22 protein-coding genes and 1 tRNA gene are annotated in these 15,671 nt (G+C 57.4%); 22 read left to right on the forward strand and 1 reads right to left on the reverse strand.

The features are described from left to right. Positions 1-22: 22 nt before the first annotated feature. Together NE850_RS23080 and NE850_RS23085 are read left to right on the forward strand one after the other, a co-directional pair. The gene (locus NE850_RS23080) at positions 23-331 is read left to right on the forward strand and encodes a DUF2288 domain-containing protein (RefSeq protein WP_035518530.1); all 309 of its coding nucleotides are present in this window, start codon (positions 23-25) and stop codon (positions 329-331) included. Further along, on the forward strand, positions 328-1,695 hold the full coding sequence (locus NE850_RS23085; RefSeq protein WP_310699433.1) for an MATE family efflux transporter: 1,368 nt from the start codon (positions 328-330) through the stop codon (positions 1,693-1,695). Before NE850_RS23080 ends, NE850_RS23085 begins: the two co-directional genes overlap by 4 nt. A 199-nt stretch (positions 1,696-1,894) precedes the next feature. Here NE850_RS23085 and NE850_RS23090 read toward each other — a convergent pair whose 3' ends face one another. Further along, entirely contained in the window at positions 1,895-2,065 is a 171-nt protein-coding gene (locus tag NE850_RS23090; protein WP_007181034.1) for a hypothetical protein, read from the reverse strand. Positions 2,066-2,245: 180 nt separating this feature from the next. Between NE850_RS23090 and NE850_RS23095 the strand changes: the two genes are divergently transcribed. The 20 genes from NE850_RS23095 (at position 2,246) to NE850_RS23185 (ending at position 15,397) form a co-directional block, all read left to right on the forward strand. Beyond that, positions 2,246-2,419, forward strand: a complete 174-nt coding sequence (locus NE850_RS23095; protein ID WP_007181033.1) for a hypothetical protein — start codon at positions 2,246-2,248, stop codon at positions 2,417-2,419. A 361-nt stretch (positions 2,420-2,780) separates the two neighbouring features. After that, positions 2,781-2,939 (forward strand): DUF3309 family protein, encoded by a 159-nt coding sequence (locus NE850_RS23100; RefSeq protein WP_007181032.1) that lies wholly within the window; start codon positions 2,781-2,783, stop codon positions 2,937-2,939. A 93-nt stretch (positions 2,940-3,032) separates the two neighbouring features. After that, a tRNA-Pro gene (locus NE850_RS23105) sits at positions 3,033-3,109 on the forward strand. Positions 3,110-3,528: 419 nt separating this feature from the next. Further along, positions 3,529-3,729, forward strand: coding sequence for a hypothetical protein (locus NE850_RS23110; protein ID WP_310699434.1), 201 nt, complete (start codon positions 3,529-3,531; stop codon positions 3,727-3,729). Continuing rightward, the gene (locus NE850_RS23115; protein ID WP_310699435.1) at positions 3,726-3,926 is read left to right on the forward strand and encodes a hypothetical protein; all 201 of its coding nucleotides are present in this window, start codon (positions 3,726-3,728) and stop codon (positions 3,924-3,926) included. The genes NE850_RS23110 and NE850_RS23115 overlap by 4 nt, the downstream gene beginning before the upstream one ends. Before the next feature lie 399 nt (positions 3,927-4,325). Next, a complete protein-coding gene (locus tag NE850_RS23120; RefSeq protein ID WP_310699436.1) occupies positions 4,326-5,642 on the forward strand; it encodes a hypothetical protein in 1,317 nt (438 codons plus the stop codon). Positions 5,643-5,860: 218 nt separating this feature from the next. Then, positions 5,861-6,079, forward strand: coding sequence for a hypothetical protein (locus NE850_RS39535; protein ID WP_405044896.1), 219 nt, complete (start codon positions 5,861-5,863; stop codon positions 6,077-6,079). 5 nt (positions 6,080-6,084) lie between these two features. Then, positions 6,085-6,483: a hypothetical protein gene (locus NE850_RS23125; RefSeq protein ID WP_310699437.1), complete on the forward strand. Its 399-nt coding sequence runs from the start codon at positions 6,085-6,087 to the stop codon at positions 6,481-6,483. A 3-nt stretch (positions 6,484-6,486) separates the two neighbouring features. Next, positions 6,487-6,930, forward strand: a complete 444-nt coding sequence (locus tag NE850_RS23130) for a hypothetical protein (protein ID WP_310699438.1) — start codon at positions 6,487-6,489, stop codon at positions 6,928-6,930. 375 nt (positions 6,931-7,305) lie between these two features. After that, positions 7,306-7,632: a hypothetical protein gene (locus tag NE850_RS23135; protein WP_310699439.1), complete on the forward strand. Its 327-nt coding sequence runs from the start codon at positions 7,306-7,308 to the stop codon at positions 7,630-7,632. Between the two features lie 60 nt (positions 7,633-7,692). Beyond that, complete coding sequence (locus NE850_RS23140; protein WP_310699440.1) at positions 7,693-9,693, forward strand: transglycosylase SLT domain-containing protein; 2,001 nt, start codon at positions 7,693-7,695, stop codon at positions 9,691-9,693. Positions 9,694-9,703: 10 nt separating this feature from the next. Continuing rightward, positions 9,704-10,921, forward strand: a complete 1,218-nt coding sequence (locus NE850_RS23145) for a hypothetical protein (protein ID WP_310699441.1) — start codon at positions 9,704-9,706, stop codon at positions 10,919-10,921. After that, positions 10,918-11,646 carry a phage baseplate protein gene (locus NE850_RS23150; RefSeq protein ID WP_310699442.1) on the forward strand — a complete coding sequence of 243 codons (729 nt, stop codon included), beginning with the start codon at positions 10,918-10,920 and terminating at the stop codon, positions 11,644-11,646. The genes NE850_RS23145 and NE850_RS23150 overlap by 4 nt, the downstream gene beginning before the upstream one ends. Before the next feature lie 304 nt (positions 11,647-11,950). Further along, on the forward strand, positions 11,951-12,550 hold the full coding sequence (locus NE850_RS23155; RefSeq protein ID WP_310699443.1) for a hypothetical protein: 600 nt from the start codon (positions 11,951-11,953) through the stop codon (positions 12,548-12,550). After that, on the forward strand, positions 12,543-13,838 hold the full coding sequence (locus NE850_RS23160) for a hypothetical protein (RefSeq protein ID WP_310699444.1): 1,296 nt from the start codon (positions 12,543-12,545) through the stop codon (positions 13,836-13,838). The genes NE850_RS23155 and NE850_RS23160 overlap by 8 nt, the downstream gene beginning before the upstream one ends. A gap of 30 nt (positions 13,839-13,868) precedes the next feature. Next, on the forward strand, positions 13,869-14,135 hold the full coding sequence (locus NE850_RS23165; RefSeq protein WP_310699445.1) for a hypothetical protein: 267 nt from the start codon (positions 13,869-13,871) through the stop codon (positions 14,133-14,135). 3 nt (positions 14,136-14,138) lie between these two features. Next, entirely contained in the window at positions 14,139-14,342 is a 204-nt protein-coding gene (locus NE850_RS23170) for a hypothetical protein (protein ID WP_310699446.1), read from the forward strand. 2 nt (positions 14,343-14,344) lie between these two features. Further along, entirely contained in the window at positions 14,345-14,635 is a 291-nt protein-coding gene (locus NE850_RS23175; RefSeq protein WP_310699447.1) for a hypothetical protein, read from the forward strand. Between the two features lie 10 nt (positions 14,636-14,645). Next, on the forward strand, positions 14,646-14,942 hold the full coding sequence (locus tag NE850_RS23180) for a hypothetical protein (protein ID WP_310699448.1): 297 nt from the start codon (positions 14,646-14,648) through the stop codon (positions 14,940-14,942). 209 nt (positions 14,943-15,151) lie between these two features. Then, positions 15,152-15,397 (forward strand): hypothetical protein, encoded by a 246-nt coding sequence (locus NE850_RS23185; protein ID WP_310699449.1) that lies wholly within the window; start codon positions 15,152-15,154, stop codon positions 15,395-15,397. The last annotated feature ends 274 nt before the right edge of the window (positions 15,398-15,671 follow it).

The raw sequence follows: 15,671 nt of genomic DNA on the forward strand, positions 1-15,671 counted from the left end.
GCCCCGTCAGAACATGCTTACGATGACTTCCAACGACGCCACCCATAGCCCGCTGTACGCCAAGCTGCTGGCCGAAACCGCCAAGATCGGCTGGCCCGAACTCGAACGCTTTTTTGCGCGCGGCATGCTGTTGCGCGTCGCGCGCGACCTCGACCTGGTGAGCGTTGCCGAAGCCATCGCCAGCGACGACACCACACAGGTCGCGCAATGGCTGTCCGCCGGCCTCGTCGAGCGTGTGCAGGCGGAAACCGCCGCCGACTTCGCCGCACGCGACCCGGATCTCTGGGCGGTCGTCGTCTCGCCGTGGGTGTGCGTGCAGGAACGCAATTGAGCGACGCCGCGCACGACGCGGACACGTCGGCAGCGGCGCCCGCCGTTCCCGTGCGCTGGCACCGCCGGGTGCTGGCGCTGGCTTTTCCCATCGTCCTCGCCAATCTGACGCAGCCGATTCTCGGCGCGGTCGACACGGCCGTCGCCGGTCATCTGGACGGCGCTTCGTATCTCGGCGGTGTGGCGCTCGGCGGCCTCTTTTTCAACTTCGTGTTCTGGGGCTTCGGCTTCCTGCGCATGGGCACCACGGGTCTGGTCGCGCAAGCGCACGGCGCGAACGACCGGGCCGGGTTGCGCAACAACGTCGTACGCGCGCTGCTGCTGGCGGCCGCGATCGGCGCCGTGGTGCTGGCGCTGCAAATGCCGCTGATCGATTACGCGTTGCGCGTGATCGGCGGCAGCGACGCGGTGCAACGCAACGCACGGCTCTATTGCCACGCGCGCATCTGGGCGGCCCCGCTCGCGCTCGGCAACTACGTCGTGCTCGGCTGGCTGCTCGGCACGCAGCAGGTGCGGCTCGCGTTGCTCTCGCAGGTGTTTATCAACAGTGTGAACATCGTGGCGGTGCTGCTGTACGTGTACGTGTTCGATCGGAGCGTGGCCGGCATCGGCGCGGCCACGGCCACCGCCGACGCACTCGGCTTCGTGCTCGGCGCCGCGCTGTTATGGTACGGCAGGCCGCGCGGCCTGCCCGCGCTGAACCGCGCCGCGTTGTTCGACGCGGCCGCCCTCAGGCGGCTGGTGGTGCTCAACCGCGACATTTTCATACGCACGGTGTGTCTGCTCTCGTCGTTCGGCTGGTTTGCGCATCTGGGCGCGCGGCAAGGCGACGCCACGCTCGCCGCCAATGCGCTGCTGCTCAATTTTCAGACCTTCATGGCCTACGGACTCGACGGCTTCGCGCATGCCGCCGAAGCGCTGGTCGGCGCGGCGATCGGCGCACGCGACCGGCATGCGTTCACCCAGGCGATCAAGGTGACTGCGCTGTGGGCCACACTCGGCGCGCTGGGGTTCTCGCTGGTGTATTGGGGCGCGGGCTCGTGGATCGTCGAACGTCTGACGGATCAGGCCGCCGTGCGCGCGACCGCAGAGATGTATCTGCCGTGGGCCGCGCTCTCGCCGGTGGTGTCCGTGTGGGGCTTTCTGCTCGACGGCGTGTTTATCGGCGCGACCCGCACGCGCGAACTGATGACGTCGATGGTGGTGTCGTTTGCGCTGTTCGTGGCGGCTTCGTGGGCCTTGCTGGCGCTCTACGGCAACCACGGCTTGTGGGCCGCGATGCTGCTTTTCATGGCGCTGCGCGGTCTCACGCTCGGCCGCTATGTGCCTGCTGTCGTACGCGGTATGGCCGGTGCAGCGGCATAAACGCTGCGCGTTTCGCATCGCGGCAACCAGTTACGGCTTGAAACAAGCGCACACATATCCGGCGCAGCGCTCGCCTAGAATGACTTCAGCCCGCGCTCTCCGCGCGAACAGTCTGCGCGGGTCAGAGGTGCCGGCGTGCCCGCGCCGGTGCTTCGCCTTTACCAGCCGGCAGGCTCGCCATGTCGTTTCCGGTCGGCGCTCAAGGCGTGACCGGCGCAGGCACCATCGCGGGCGGACGGGTGTCGGTGGGCACGCCGTGATAGTCGACGGGGTCGCGCGGCGGCGGTCCGCCGTGGTGGCCGGACGGGTCGTTCGCACAGCCGGCAAGGCCGGCAATCAGCAGCAACGCAGTCATCGGAATGCGGATCATAAACAGTGGTCTCCCGGTGCAGAACGAAAAGCGGCAGCTAGCCAGTGAGCCTGCTGCCGCGGGCGCCGAGAGTCTACCCGCAAAGCGCGTTCCGCGATGCCGCGGCAGGCAGGGGGCTCCTCCCATTTTGTCGTGCGTGACCTACTATGAAGTCACCGCCGCATGTCAAAGGAGGCTGCCATGGACGCTGAAACGATCGCGGGTCTGATCGGACTCGCAATAGGCCTGCTCGTGCTACTCGCACTGTCGATTTTCGAAGCGAGAACGTATCGGCGCGAACACGACGGCGAAGGCATGGTGCATCACTGGCTGACGCATCAGCATATGCCGCATTGGATGCGTCGCCGGCACTGAACGGGAATTGGCCGCCTGGCGATAATGCAGGCAGCGGTCTTATCGTGGCAGGCGGGTTTGATCGCACCAGCGCGCTTGAAGCGAGCGCGGTGGTCATGCTTTGACACATTGTGCGATGACGGCCGCCATCGCCATCGCCACGCGAGTTTTTCCTGTGCGCCATTCGTGCTGTTGCGTCGTCTCCCGGCGCCCGCACGCACCGCACGCCCCTTTTCCCTTTCGTCCCTTACCACCCTTTAGGCACACGCCTTGCTGATCTTCAGCCTGCAAAGGCGCGCAGGCTGCGCGTGGAGCGTCCCGGCGTGAATGCGCCGAACCAACCAGACTAACTGGCTTTAAAAGCTGGATAAGGAGAACCAGAATGACCATCGGAACCATACTGCTCATCGTGCTCATCCTCCTGCTGATCGGCGCGCTACCAAGCTGGCCTTACAGTAGCGGCTGGGGCTACCGCCCAACCGGAGTCCTGGGCGTCGTGCTGATCATCGTGATCGTATTGCTGCTGATGGGCCGCATATAACGCGGCCGAACTGCGCATTCGAGTGTTCGTTCCGGTCCGGCGCAAATCGTGATTGACTCTGGCACCCAATGCCACGTAGAATCTCGGATTCGTCGGAGCGTAGCGCAGCCTGGTAGCGCATCTGATTTGGGATCAGAGGGTCGAAGGTTCGAATCCTTTCGCTCCGACCACGAAAAAAGCAGTAAAAACAAGGGGTTACGCCTAAATCGCGTAGCCCCTTTTTTCATTTCTACGCCCTGCATTCCTGCCGTGTCCGAAGGGTGTCCGAAGCCGTTCCGGTGTCCGGGCATCGTTGCATCGGCCCGTTGTCATCAAGCTACACGCGGGCGAAAAAATTCTGGCGGGCGTCAGGCGACCTACCCCGACACGCTACGCAATTGATTGCGCGGTGGCCCCTGCCCGCGCGACCACTATATGCCAAAAGAATGTTCACCCAGCCAGATATACGCCAAACGATAAGAAGGTATTTTCGGGTCGATTTAGGTGGTTTTTTATCGAGTTGAGATTTTCCAGCGATTTTGCATTAGCGAACGCAAGTCTTAATATCGTTATATGCAGTTCAGTAACCATACTACTTGCGGAGAATCTAATGGAATCCCTAGAAGCCGGTACTACATGCCTTAAACTGCCTTTCGTGCTCAAGCAACGAATGGGCGAGCGCAGCCGGAAATCCGGTGTGAATCAGTCTGAAATCATCCGGCGCGGTATTGCCATGTATCTGGACGATGCTGACAGGATCGAACAACAGATTGCGCAATTGATTGCGCCAACCAGCGGGGGTGACAAATGAGCGGACTAAAGAAAACGCTGGTGGCTTTCCTGTTGACGCTGTTAGCAGAAGCGCTGGCCGTATGGATTGCACTGGCTCTCACTGGAAGTTTTACGGCTATTACGATGCTGTTATCAGCAATCGCAATCCTGCTGTTTATGGGCGTGGTGGCCGTGGTTTATGTGGGCAGACCGGTAGCCGGTCATGTTCGCAGCTAGAGTAGTTGCTGGTGTTTTACCTTTGCCGTTGCGAGAATTAGCCCCCGAAATCAGGGGGCATTTTTTCCACACTGAATATTGAGACGGCGTAATAATCACGTAACGGCATCGGCAACCGTTAAGTGCGTGGAAGTAACAGAGAAACCCCGGATAGAGTTTTTTGAGGGTGAAAGTTGGTGCGATCCTCCCCACGTATGGATTGCATCATGGCTTGCCAAAGCCCGCCCTCAAAATGCTTTACTGGGGTTTTTGCATTCTGGCAGCACAAAGAAAAACGCCGCTGGCCCCGGAGAAGGACTTAGCGGCGTAAAAAATATATCAGGTGACTGGATTATAACGTCACCTCACAGACTAGGTAAAGGACTTTTACTTAAACCTTGTCAAATATCAGGTGAAGCAATGAATACCAGTTTCGCAGAAAATCTGGCCGTCGCCAGCACCGCGCAATCAATTGCGCAAACTCCCGATCTTAATATCCACCGACAGGACGACACGCGCTGTTTTTCGATGGCCGATGTTCGCGCATGCGGTGGTGATCTTGAATCCGCCATTGTGCTGGGCCAGATTCGCTACTGGTGGCCGAAAAAAAATGCCAAGCATCGGGGCGTGAAGAAAAGCTATGCAGACTGGAAAGCCGAACTGGGCATGTCTAAAGAGAAAGTGCAGCGTATCAATGACGTGCTGATGAAGTGCGGCATGGTCGAAATCTATTTCGATACGTGGGGCCACTACAAAAGCAAGGCTACGTTCTACGTTCTCACTGCCAAAGCACTGGCGGTAAAGGCACAGGTGGGAAACTCACCTATGGTATCGGTAGCACAGGTGGAAAAGTCACCTATGGTTTCAAAAGCACAGGTGGGAAACCCGCCTATAACAGAGAGTACTTATAAACCTACAGAGAAAGAAGAAACAAAAGCAGTGGACGAAAAAACGCCCACGTTACCCGTCAATTCTCAGACGCTTTCAGGCAAAGGCAAGTCAACCCCGAAAGAACCCCTGAAAGCGTTCGAAGTCTGGAAGAAAAACGTAAAACAACATTTCCCTGAAAACTACATTGAACCGCAGGCGACCGATATAAAGAACCTTGGTCCGAAAATGCGACGATTGTACAAATCGGGCGTAACTGATTATTTGGCGCTTCTCGAATGGATCACGACCGAGGAAGGGTTCGACCACGTGCGTTACGAATGGAACGGCATTTGGGATGGTGACGTTAACAAGCTGGCGAATCCGCCCATGTGGCCTAACCTGCCTTTCCTGCTGAATGAGCGCAATCTGGCCGTGGCCGTTGCAATCTACCGGCACGTGACGAAGCCAGCACCGACAGCCGAGCAGCAACAGCAGGAACAGGCGGCGTACGAAGCCGAGTATCAGGCGCACAAGGCCGAACAGCAGGCAGCAATTGCCAAGGCCAATGCGGAAATCGAAGCACTGCAAGCCGAGAAAGCCAAAACGACAGTGCCGAAGAAACCTAGCAGCATCGTGCAGGCCGTGCAGCAGATCACCACGCCCGCCGTTGAGCCGGTGGTGTTGCACGTGCTGACAGCGGACGATTACGAGCCGTGCGACGAACCGCCAGACGACTATGTAAAGGCCACGCCCACGCAAAAAGAATTGCTGGCCGCAGTAGCCGCGCAGCAGGCAGCGAAGCAGGCCGCGAAGAACAAAGCAACGATGTTCCAACCCAAGCACGTGAAGACCAGCGCGACCGCGTAGGCGGGTTTTGTCCGGCCTGCTGCATGGTGGCCGGTGTGGTTGTGAGGGTGCGCAGCGTCAGGCCGTCACAGAGGCGGAATTCGAATGTGGTTGTGCGCGCAATCAATTGCGCAGAGGCGGCGGATAAAAAACATTTGACAATCCTAACGATTGCGTGTCACTGAATTGTGATCCGCGTAAACTTCACTTAACAACTGTCAATCACGCGGACTACAGCCATGAGTGAAGCAGTCACACCCCGCAGACTCACGCCGGATTCGGTGGTTATCGGAATTCTTGCGGCGGTGGCAACGGGCCTGCCTTTGGACGTTGCGTGCAGGAATGCAGGAACAACCCGCCAGAGTTTTTACACGTGGATGCGAGACGAACCGGAACTGGTGGACCGCTACGCACACGCTGTACAGCAGCAGACTCACAACCGTTTCGCTAGGAGCTAACCATCATGGCTATCCGTTCTAAATTTTGGGAACCGGCACCGCGTGATCCAATTTTCGATGGGCCTTTCGACAAGCCGAAACAACGACTCACAGCAGCGGGCGAGGCGTTCGTGCGCCAGCACCGTTGCATGCCACCGTCCGAGGACGACACGCGCGCCGATGCCGCAAACGTTGGCAGTGGCCTGAAAATGACCGAGACGTTGGACGGCGCAAATCGACCGATCCGCACGTTTACGAACACTGGCAACAAAAAAATGTGGATGCGCGACTTCATGAGTCCCGCTTACGAGATGTTGAGGCTTTGCAGCAACCCGCAAACACCCCAACAAAATGCAGCATGGCTCGCGCGACGTGTAACGCCCGAGCAATTGGCATCAGGAAATTTCACCCTGCCGGAGTTTTAAGCCATGAGCGCTCACCAGAACCCCGCAGTAACCGCCGAGTACGAACGCGTAACCGCCGAGTACATCGCGCCTGTTCAGATCGCTGGCCTAGGTGTGGGCCTTCTCGACATTGTTAGGGACAATTCCGCGACGCCTGACGCATACCGCCGCGCGTTGACGCGACAGCTACAGCACACGCTACCGCGCACCGTGTCTGCCTCAGTGCGTGCCGATGCCAGCAGTGCGCCCGCCGCCGAGTTCACCAAGACAGAGCAGCGCGTGAAGGCCGCCGTTATCGAAGCCGCGCATGAGTCGGAAACGTTGCGGCCTGTGCTTACGCGTGATCGCAGTGGGCGCGAATGCACCGAGTTTTTCGGTAAAAAAACATGGATGCGCCCATACCAAGCGCCCGCCATGCTGGCGAAAACCATCGGCGGTGAGCCGGTGCGACTGCCGGTAGTGCTTTGAATTGATGGTGGCCGATCATGATTAAGCCGCTCACCAAAAAATGCTCGACATGCAGGCAGATCAAGCCGCTAGTCGCATTCGGTCAATGCCGCGCCCGCGCAGATGGATTGCAACCGCAATGCCGTGAATGCAGGATTGAACTGGCCGCAGAGTACTACGCGAAACATCGCACCGAGATTCTGGCGAAGCACGCGCAACGGCAAGGGAGCAAGTCATGAGCGCACGATCACGTACAGGCTGGCCGCAACCGATACCGCGCCAAGCAGTTAAACCGCGCCGTGTCGAACCCGCGCCGGGTAGGTCATTTGATCGGTTGTTCGCGCCCGGTCGTGCTGGTGTATCAGTGGCGGAATTCTGGAAGAAACGAGGTGTGAAATGACGGCACTCGACACGGCGCAGATTGCTGCACTTTGGAATGTCGCGGTAGATATTGCTGGCGAACGCATCCCGGCTTTCTATGCGCGATACGGCGCGGGCGCGGAAGTGGAACAGAACGTTATCGGTATGATGCGCGCGGCGCTCGATTGCATGGAGCGCGCTACCGCGCTGGCTGTTGCACACGAACCGACCCGCGCGGCAATGGAAAGACGTGTACAGAGAATGCGCGACCATATTGCAGAGCATGAAGCGCAGCTTGCGGCGTGGCTCGACGTGCCGATGCTGATTGCGATTGATGAAGCGGAACACGCAACCAAGCATTGAGCGACAGACAGATAGCCTTAGTGCATCAGCAACCGGATTGCTAGAATTTAGGAGTGCAACATGGCTGGTGAAGGAAACGGGAAGAAAATTCTGGAAATTCCGATTGACTCAAGTCAGTGGGACGCGTTCGTTACGTCTTTCCACAATTGGCAAGGCGAGTTAGAAAAGCAAAACGGCGCATGGGCCGGAACCAACCGGGGTATCAAAGAAGTAAAGACCGCCTTTGATGACGTGGAAAGCACGTTCTCTGCACTTGTCGATAAGTCCATCAACCCCAAGTTTATAAAGTCGTTCGGGGTAGTTGAAAAGACCTCGAAGGAAACCGCGAAGTCATGGCAGAACATCGCGCGTGATATCGAAAAGACTACGCGCGGAGTAAATGCCATTGCGCGTGGCAATCTGGGTGCGCTGGTGAGCGGGGCCGGTGGTGTGGCCGGATTGCTTGCAGCACTTGCCGCAGGCGCGTACGGGGTCACGCGTGAGACCGCCGCTGACGTTGCACAGCAGAACCGTTCAGCCGGTGGCCTTGGGCTTGAGATTGGGCAGGAACAGGCATTCGAGCTATATGGCAAAAACAGCGGCCTTGACCGTGACACACTCGAAAAGATCGAGAATGCAAAGGGCGACGTAACGCTACAGACGCCGTTTATCAATGCTGGCATCAGTCAGTATCAGATGCAGAATGAGGCCGCGCCTGACCTCGCGTTTGACGTTGCCAAGGCGATGGGCCAGCAGTTTGCGCAGTGGCAGAAAACCAGCCCTGCATTCGCGTTGAATCAGGCGCAAGCGTATGGGTACACCGATGTTTTCAGCCCCGATGAACTGCGTTTGCTGGCGAAGCGCACCGCCGATGGTTCGCTTGATAAAGAGCATGCACAGTACGGCCAGAACTGGCAAAAGATGGGCTTGGATCAACAGGCCGCAGATCACCTATCGGACTTCGATGAACACCAGCGCGCGAACTGGAAAGAAATTTCCACCGCGTGGGATAAGGACGTAGAGAAACTAACGCCAGCACTCGACCGGTGGAGCACCGCCGCAACGAATCTGGTAACCAGCTTTCTCGACAAGGCCACCGACACCGTTGCAGACCTCGATACCGCAGGCCAGAATCCGTTTCCACCGGGCACGGAACCGCCGCCCGCAAAACCGGATGACTATGGCGCGCGCATCACGCGCGGGGCAGCAATCGCGGGCCAGTGGTTGCAGGCGCATGGGTTTAACAACCCGTTCAACGGAACAGGCACGCAAGGGGGCCAACAGGGCTTCACTGCTGACCCTGACAAAGACACGCACATGGCAGCACTCGAAAAGCTGGCGGGCATGCCCAAGGGCTTTTTGATGGCAGAGGAAAACATTGAAAGCAGCGGAGGGCGTAACAACATCAACCCGAATAATCCTAACGTACTGGGTGCATTCCAGTTTGATGAAGCGACGGCGAAGCGCTACGGTGTAGACCGGCACGACGAGTACAGCAGTACCGTGGGCGCTGCACGCTACCTTGCCGACCTAAAAAAGAAATATGGGTCATGGGATAAAGCCGCCGCCGCGTACGATGGTTTTGGTGGGCTTGATGCCGATATCAAAAAGTACGGCGACGACTGGAAAAAACACATCAGCGAATTCCAGAAAAGCGGCGAGACCGAAATGTATTTGCGGAAACTCGCATGGCAGGGGATCGACCTTAACAGCAGTCAACCGGCCACGCCGTTTAACGACAGCAAGGCCATGAAAGCCGCGAAGGATGCAGACCGCCTGAACACCGACCCGCAGATTGTGCCGTTCGATAGCGTAGATCAGCACGCCGCAGATACCCAACCGCAAACGCATGCCCAAGGAAATCAGGACTACGTATCAGGGTCGCTGACCGACCGGCTAACGCGGGCGGCTGGCGTAGTTAGTGGATGGTTTGATGAGGGCGGTGGTGCGGCCTTGCGTACTCCCGATAGTCCGACCAAAACGACACCCGGCACGCAGCATGGGCCGTTTAATATCAGTGTCACCGTCACCTCACCGACTGGCAGCGACGTGCAGGTAACGGGCGCAAGCCTGGCCCAATAGAGGACATGCGATGCGCTATTACCAGATCACCGTAACCGATCAGGATGCAAACGTGCTGGTGCAGAGTACGAACCCGCGCGATGGGTTCTCTTTGTCTCAAGACCTTCCCGCCAGCACGTGGACTAGCCTGAATGCCGGAATGTCGGTCGATCAACTGGGATCAACCAACTACGCGGCGCAACGCATTGAAGTGGATTTGACGGCAACGCCGCTGCATGCACCCGATGCGAAGGCAAAGCCGTACGTGAAGATTCACGGTGTGACGTTGCCGCAGATCAGTTCAGCCAGTAACCTGAATGGCAAGTTTGTTGCGATTTACGGGGGCATGGCAAAGGGCTTGCCGCTGGCAAATCCCCAGCAAGCGGGCCTGCTGGTGGCCGGTCAAATTCAGCAATGCATTGGCAACTGGATTGGCGTAGAGCAATCGCTAACGCTGTACGTTATCCCCGGTGGCAGCGCGAGCGCGTACAACCAAGCCGCGAATGGTCAAACGCTCGATACACCGGTTACGCCAACGTCACCGGCCAATCTGATTTTCCAGTGGAGCAAAGGCCAATCGCTGGTAAGCGCTATCCTGCAAACGCTCAACAATGCCTTTCCTCAACTGGGCATTGCCGGGGCAATCAGCACGCAACTGGTGTGGGGCAGCGACGTACCGAAAACCGCGTATTTCCAGACCTTGCAGCAGTTCGCGCAGTTCGTGCATGAGACAAGCGTATCCGTACTTGCTGGCCCAGCGCCCGCAAACAACACATATGGTTTCTCGATCAATACGCCGTATCAGGGCGTGACGATGACCCTACAGGGCGGGATTATCACGTTGTTCGATAGCAGCACGCAGACCAACCCGATACAGATTGGCTTTAACGACATGATCGGCCAACCGACATGGGGCGCACCGGGCAAAGTGCAGCTAACCACGGTCATGCGTGGTGATATCAGTGTGGGCGATTTTGTGCAGCTACCGCCGACCGTGGGCGTTACGTTGCAAGGCGCGTACAGCCAGAGTGGGGTAAGCCCATTCAACACCCCGTTTCAGGATAACAGCGCATTTGCAGGTGTGTTTCTGGTGCAGAAGTGCCGCCATGTTGGCGACAGCAGGAACGCCGATGGTACTGCATGGGTAAGTGTTTTTGAACTGGCATTCCAACAGCCTGCACAACAGACCGTAGCGGGGTTTCCATCTATCTACAAGGGTGCGGGCAACGTGTACGGGTTCAAGTCATGAGCAATCTAACGCACCTGAAAACACCGCTGGTTACCACCCTGCCATTCGGTGTGCGCGGGCAGATTGATGACGCGCTGCAATTGCTGGGCAAGGGCTTGCCGTGTCACGTGATAGAGGCCGCTGGCCCGTTGATTACCGTTGCATTCGACGTGACAAGCCTTTTCACGTTGCCACAGATCACGGTTCCACTTTTTGGGCCTGAATATATTCGTTATCCTATCCAACCGGGCGATAAGGGTTACGTGATTCCTGTTGAGTGCCCGGTGGGATTCAGCAGTGGGCAGGCCAGCAGCCCGCCTGACCTGAGCGCACCGGGTAACCTCGAAGCGCTTTATTTCCAACCTATCGGCAACGCCAAATGGCAGACTGTAGACGGACAGGCCGTAGTGATCTATGGGCCGAACGGTGTAACGCTGAGAGACACGAACAGCGGGGCCGTGATTGTCCTGCATCCGGCTGAGATTACGGTAACCATCGGTAGTTGCACGATCACTATGGACGCCAGCACCATCAGCATGAACGCGCCTAGCAAAATCACGCTGACAGCGCCGGAAATTGAGCTAGATGGACAGATGACACAAGGCACCAGCGCGGGCGGATATCCGGCCACGTTGCAAGGCCCGGTGACTGTTGTTAATGACGTGACAGCGGCGGGTACATCGGTACACGGTCACGTACATGGTGGAGTAACCACAGGTGGCGACGACACCGGCACGCCGGTTTGAGTCACGCAATCAATTGCGCAGAGGCGAGAAATGAACGTGCATGAAATCCGATACGAAGGCCGGGAAAGAACGGACAAAGATCGGCTTGATTTTGCAGAGGGCACCTTGATAGGCGCGCTGAAATTGCTAGTGCGCGTGCGTTTTGGCTGTAGTTCAGAAGTGCGCGGTAATTGCCGGTGCATCGCAACGTGGTTGCGCGCGGTAGCGCAACAGATGGACGAACTAGCAGAGAAACACGAATAGCAGCACCGACGATCAACAGGCATGGAGGCCACCGACATGAATAGAGGGGTGAGCCGTGCCTGTGAAGTTTACGAACAAGCCCGCGCAATCGCAGATTGCCACGCAATCAATTGCGCAGAAGCCGGAAGCGCAGAAGGCTAAGAAGTCGCGCAAGCGCATCACAAATGTTGGCTATGACGATTCCGTCTTTGAACGGATTCTGCATTTCGTTGCAGCAGGCGAGACAGTAGCGGAAGCGTGCAGGCGTCCGGGTATGCCTCACCCGGTTACGCTACGCCGCCGCCTAGCCGTTGATGACGCGCTGGCCGATAAATTCCGTACGGCAGAAGGTATCAAACTCCGTGGAATGGTTGAGGGCATCCAAGGTGCGGGGGCACGTGCGATTGCTGAGGCCGAAAGAAAAGGCCAGAAGGTTAGCACGGCAGATCGTGTAGCAGCGGCGAAACTCGACACCGATACCGTTAAATGGGCCGCGCAAAAACTGCTGCAAGAATACCAAGGCTTTGAGGATGGCGGCGGTACGGTCACGCTGAATATCCTGAATGCACCTGACGCACTGCCAGCCGGTGCGCCCGCCGCACCCTATGTGCCAGCCGGTGCGCCTGTGCTAAAGATCGTAGGCGGGCCGAAGTCTGACGACAGCGAGGCAGTACATGGCTGACGTTCGTTTGATGCCGCTGCATGCGGGCCAGCGTGAAGTCTATAGCGGGTTGAGCAAGCGCACGGTGTTGCGTATTGGCCGCCGTTTTGGCAAGACTGCCTTGCTTGAGGTTATCGCAGAGTACGCGGCTTTGCGTGGTGAGCGTATCGGGTTTTTCTTTCCCGACCTCACCCGCGCCCAGCCGGTGTACGCGTCTATCGTCAACACGCTGAAACCTGCCATCAAGTCACAAAACAAAACCGATTTGATGATCGAGTTGATTACGGGCGGGCAGATTGAAATGTGGACCTTGCAGGATGAGCATGCAGGCCGGTCCCGCTGGTATCACAAGGCGCTGATTGATGAGGCTTCGCTAGTACCTGACCTCGAAAGCATTTTCAATCTTTCGATTGCACCGACACTGCTAGATAGAAACGGCGATGCGATCATTGCAGGTACGCCACTAGGCGCGGACGATACCGCATTCTTTTACAAGGCATGCACGATCAAAGAGCCGAACGCGAAATGGCCGGTGATATGGAAAGAGTTTCACAAGCCTACCTCCTCGAATCCGTTGCTCAATGCCGATGCAGTGGCCGCGTTGAAATTGCAATATCCGCCGCTGGTGTATCAGCAGGAATATGAAGCGGAGTTCGTTAGCTGGGCCGGTGAGTCTCTATTCAAGTTGCCTTCTCTGCTGGTGGACGGTCATGGGTGTGCAATACCACCCGTCTGCGAAATGGTGTTTGCGACGGTGGACACCGCAGTCAAAGACGGCGCGACGAACGATGGAACGGCAGTGATTTTCTGGGCAATCAACAAATTCGGTGGCGGCGCACCACTCATTGTGCTGGATTGGCAAATTGAACAGATCACCGCTGATATGCAAGTCAACTGGATGCCGAGCATCTTTAAGCGGCTTGAAGTACTGGCGAAGGAATGCCGCGCACGCTATGGCTCGATTGGCGTTTTTATCGAAGACAAACAGACAGGCAGCATGCTATTGCAACACGGTGAGAAAGCAGGATGGGATACGCACGGCATACCGGGCGAGCTAACGCAGATTGGTAAGAGCGGACGTGCATCGCTTTCTAGCGGGCCGGTGTTTCAGGAACGCGTAAAGCTATCTCAATACGCGTTCGACAAGGTGACCGAGTACAAGGGCATCACGCGCAACCACCTGATTACGCAAGTCACGTCTTTCAGCTTAGGTGATAAAGAGGCATACAAGCGCGCGGACGATCTAGCCGATGCGTTTTTTTACGGGGTACTGGTGGCGCTGGAAGGTGAAGCGCCTTTGTTTGATTAAATTTATCAGTAGTACTACATGGAGAGCGTCATGAGTGACACCTATATCTGTAGCACCAACGTACCGTTTCCGCCTGCACGTTGCGCAGTTCCCTATGAGCTTGCGGCGGGTACGGTCACCAAGGTTGAGTGCAATGGGCCTTGCAGTGCAAGCGTATTCAACGCTCAAGGCGCGCTGCTTTTGGCAATCGAAACAGCAGGGAAATTTAGCTGGCCGGTTAGCTGGGCCTTCACCGGGGGTGCGCCGTATGTAGTACAGCAGACCCCTAGCGATATCACTTTCACTATCACGGAGTAAATCATGAGTGACAAATCGTCAGGCCGTAACCCGGCAACCAACAGCGGTTCCGATTCGGCAGTACATCACAAGGGCACTGCGCACAGCCAGTACAGCGACACCGCCAAGGTAGAGCGTAGTACGCCGGTCACCAACCGGCATCCAAACGGTGCGGTGGGCAATGGCAAGCCCGGTAAATCGAGTGATCGCAGCGACGTGCGGAGCTAGACATGTCTACTCCGTTTGTATCAGGGCCACCCGGTACGGCCAGCTTTACGTACTTCGATGGTGCGGCGAGCCGGTTGCTAAAGACCGGGCCGGGTAGCTTGCGAGCCGTGATAGTTGGCGTGCCCTCAGTGAGTGGGGAAGTCACGTTGTATGACGGACTCGACACGTCCGGCAAGGTGATTGCCGTACTCGACGCCACCGAAGGCCGCAACGTTGATTTTTCATGCGCGTTTTTCACCGGCCTGTATGTGGTGGTGGCAGGCGCGACTAACACCACCATCAGTTTTTTCTAAGGAGCAGACCATGACTAATTACGTAGCATACGTTGCAGGGCCACCCGGCACGGCCAACTTAGCGTTCATCGACACCGCAGGCACCATGTTGTTAAAGACCGGCCCCGGCTCTTTGAAAGGGGTTTCCATCGACGTACCAGCAGCCAGCGGGACCGTCACGTTGTATGACGGCATAGACGATACCGGCAAGGTGATTGGCGTGTTGGATGCCAGTGTGGATGTGTATTTGGATTACGGTTGCCAGTTCAACACCGGCTTGAACGTGCAGGTGGTGGGCAACCCTGAGGTAACCATCTCGTTTTTCTGAGAGCAGAAAATGCGCCGAGAATCGATTTTGAGTATAGCCACCGCTGCACGCCGTAGCGGAAAAATCACGGTGGTGGTGGGCAAAGAAAACGATCGTATCGACTGCGAACACCACGCAGACCGTAACGAATTCCGCTGGTGGTGGAATGGCTTTCCTACGCCCTGCCACAAAATTTCTTTCCTGCTGGATGACGCACAAGGGAGCAGACCATGAACGGTTTTTTGTATTCGGTTGATGAAACCATTGATGCACTACTGGCTATCGCGCGTGCGCGTGGTACGGCAATGGTGGCTGTTCATCCTATCTGCGCGGAAGTGGATTTTGTACGGGGGGAGACCCATTGGTATCTCGACGGCGACCGAGCGACCGAGCAGCAGGTACGGGAAGCATGGGCGAAGGCCAGAGCAGCGCGAGCAGTGCCCGCGTATGAACGCCGCGAACGCGCAGCGCGCTAACAGCGCAGGGGCCAGCGATGGAACAGACACGCATGCACGTTGTGCAATCAATTGCGCGCGCACGGCTAGTGCAGTTCGATGGACAGCCCGTAGCACCGTGGACGACCGGACAAGGCCAATCACTACCCCCGCCGCCCGACAAGCCAAAGAAATCAGGGAAGAAGATTAAAGCGACGACAGCAGAGGCAGAAGCAAGGGCCGTTCAAATGCGGGAACTGCTGGCGCAAGGGCTATCAACGAAAGCCATCGCAGATGCACTAGGCTTTAGCGATTG

Source organism: Paraburkholderia sp. USG1 (genome assembly GCF_031570135.1).
Lineage (GTDB): Bacteria > Pseudomonadota > Gammaproteobacteria > Burkholderiales > Burkholderiaceae > Paraburkholderia > Paraburkholderia dioscoreae.

What these genes read in the sequence shown, in the direction of transcription:
- NE850_RS23080 (WP_035518530.1), top strand. Translation starts at nt 23, where the DNA reads ATGACTTCCAACGACGCCACCCATAGCCCGCTGTACGCCAAGCTGCTG.
- NE850_RS23090 (WP_007181034.1), bottom strand. Translation starts at nt 2,065, where the DNA reads ATGATCCGCATTCCGATGACTGCGTTGCTGCTGATTGCCGGCCTTGCC.
- NE850_RS23095 (WP_007181033.1), top strand. Translation starts at nt 2,246, where the DNA reads ATGGACGCTGAAACGATCGCGGGTCTGATCGGACTCGCAATAGGCCTG.
- NE850_RS23100 (WP_007181032.1), top strand. Translation starts at nt 2,781, where the DNA reads ATGACCATCGGAACCATACTGCTCATCGTGCTCATCCTCCTGCTGATC.
- NE850_RS23110 (WP_310699434.1), top strand. Translation starts at nt 3,529, where the DNA reads ATGGAATCCCTAGAAGCCGGTACTACATGCCTTAAACTGCCTTTCGTG.
- NE850_RS23115 (WP_310699435.1), top strand. Translation starts at nt 3,726, where the DNA reads ATGAGCGGACTAAAGAAAACGCTGGTGGCTTTCCTGTTGACGCTGTTA.
- NE850_RS23120 (WP_310699436.1), top strand. Translation starts at nt 4,326, where the DNA reads ATGAATACCAGTTTCGCAGAAAATCTGGCCGTCGCCAGCACCGCGCAA.
- NE850_RS39535 (WP_405044896.1), top strand. Translation starts at nt 5,861, where the DNA reads ATGAGTGAAGCAGTCACACCCCGCAGACTCACGCCGGATTCGGTGGTT.
- NE850_RS23125 (WP_310699437.1), top strand. Translation starts at nt 6,085, where the DNA reads ATGGCTATCCGTTCTAAATTTTGGGAACCGGCACCGCGTGATCCAATT.
- NE850_RS23130 (WP_310699438.1), top strand. Translation starts at nt 6,487, where the DNA reads ATGAGCGCTCACCAGAACCCCGCAGTAACCGCCGAGTACGAACGCGTA.
- NE850_RS23135 (WP_310699439.1), top strand. Translation starts at nt 7,306, where the DNA reads ATGACGGCACTCGACACGGCGCAGATTGCTGCACTTTGGAATGTCGCG.
- NE850_RS23140 (WP_310699440.1), top strand. Translation starts at nt 7,693, where the DNA reads ATGGCTGGTGAAGGAAACGGGAAGAAAATTCTGGAAATTCCGATTGAC.
- NE850_RS23145 (WP_310699441.1), top strand. Translation starts at nt 9,704, where the DNA reads ATGCGCTATTACCAGATCACCGTAACCGATCAGGATGCAAACGTGCTG.
- NE850_RS23150 (WP_310699442.1), top strand. Translation starts at nt 10,918, where the DNA reads ATGAGCAATCTAACGCACCTGAAAACACCGCTGGTTACCACCCTGCCA.
- NE850_RS23160 (WP_310699444.1), top strand. Translation starts at nt 12,543, where the DNA reads ATGGCTGACGTTCGTTTGATGCCGCTGCATGCGGGCCAGCGTGAAGTC.
- NE850_RS23165 (WP_310699445.1), top strand. Translation starts at nt 13,869, where the DNA reads ATGAGTGACACCTATATCTGTAGCACCAACGTACCGTTTCCGCCTGCA.
- NE850_RS23170 (WP_310699446.1), top strand. Translation starts at nt 14,139, where the DNA reads ATGAGTGACAAATCGTCAGGCCGTAACCCGGCAACCAACAGCGGTTCC.
- NE850_RS23175 (WP_310699447.1), top strand. Translation starts at nt 14,345, where the DNA reads ATGTCTACTCCGTTTGTATCAGGGCCACCCGGTACGGCCAGCTTTACG.
- NE850_RS23180 (WP_310699448.1), top strand. Translation starts at nt 14,646, where the DNA reads ATGACTAATTACGTAGCATACGTTGCAGGGCCACCCGGCACGGCCAAC.
- NE850_RS23185 (WP_310699449.1), top strand. Translation starts at nt 15,152, where the DNA reads ATGAACGGTTTTTTGTATTCGGTTGATGAAACCATTGATGCACTACTG.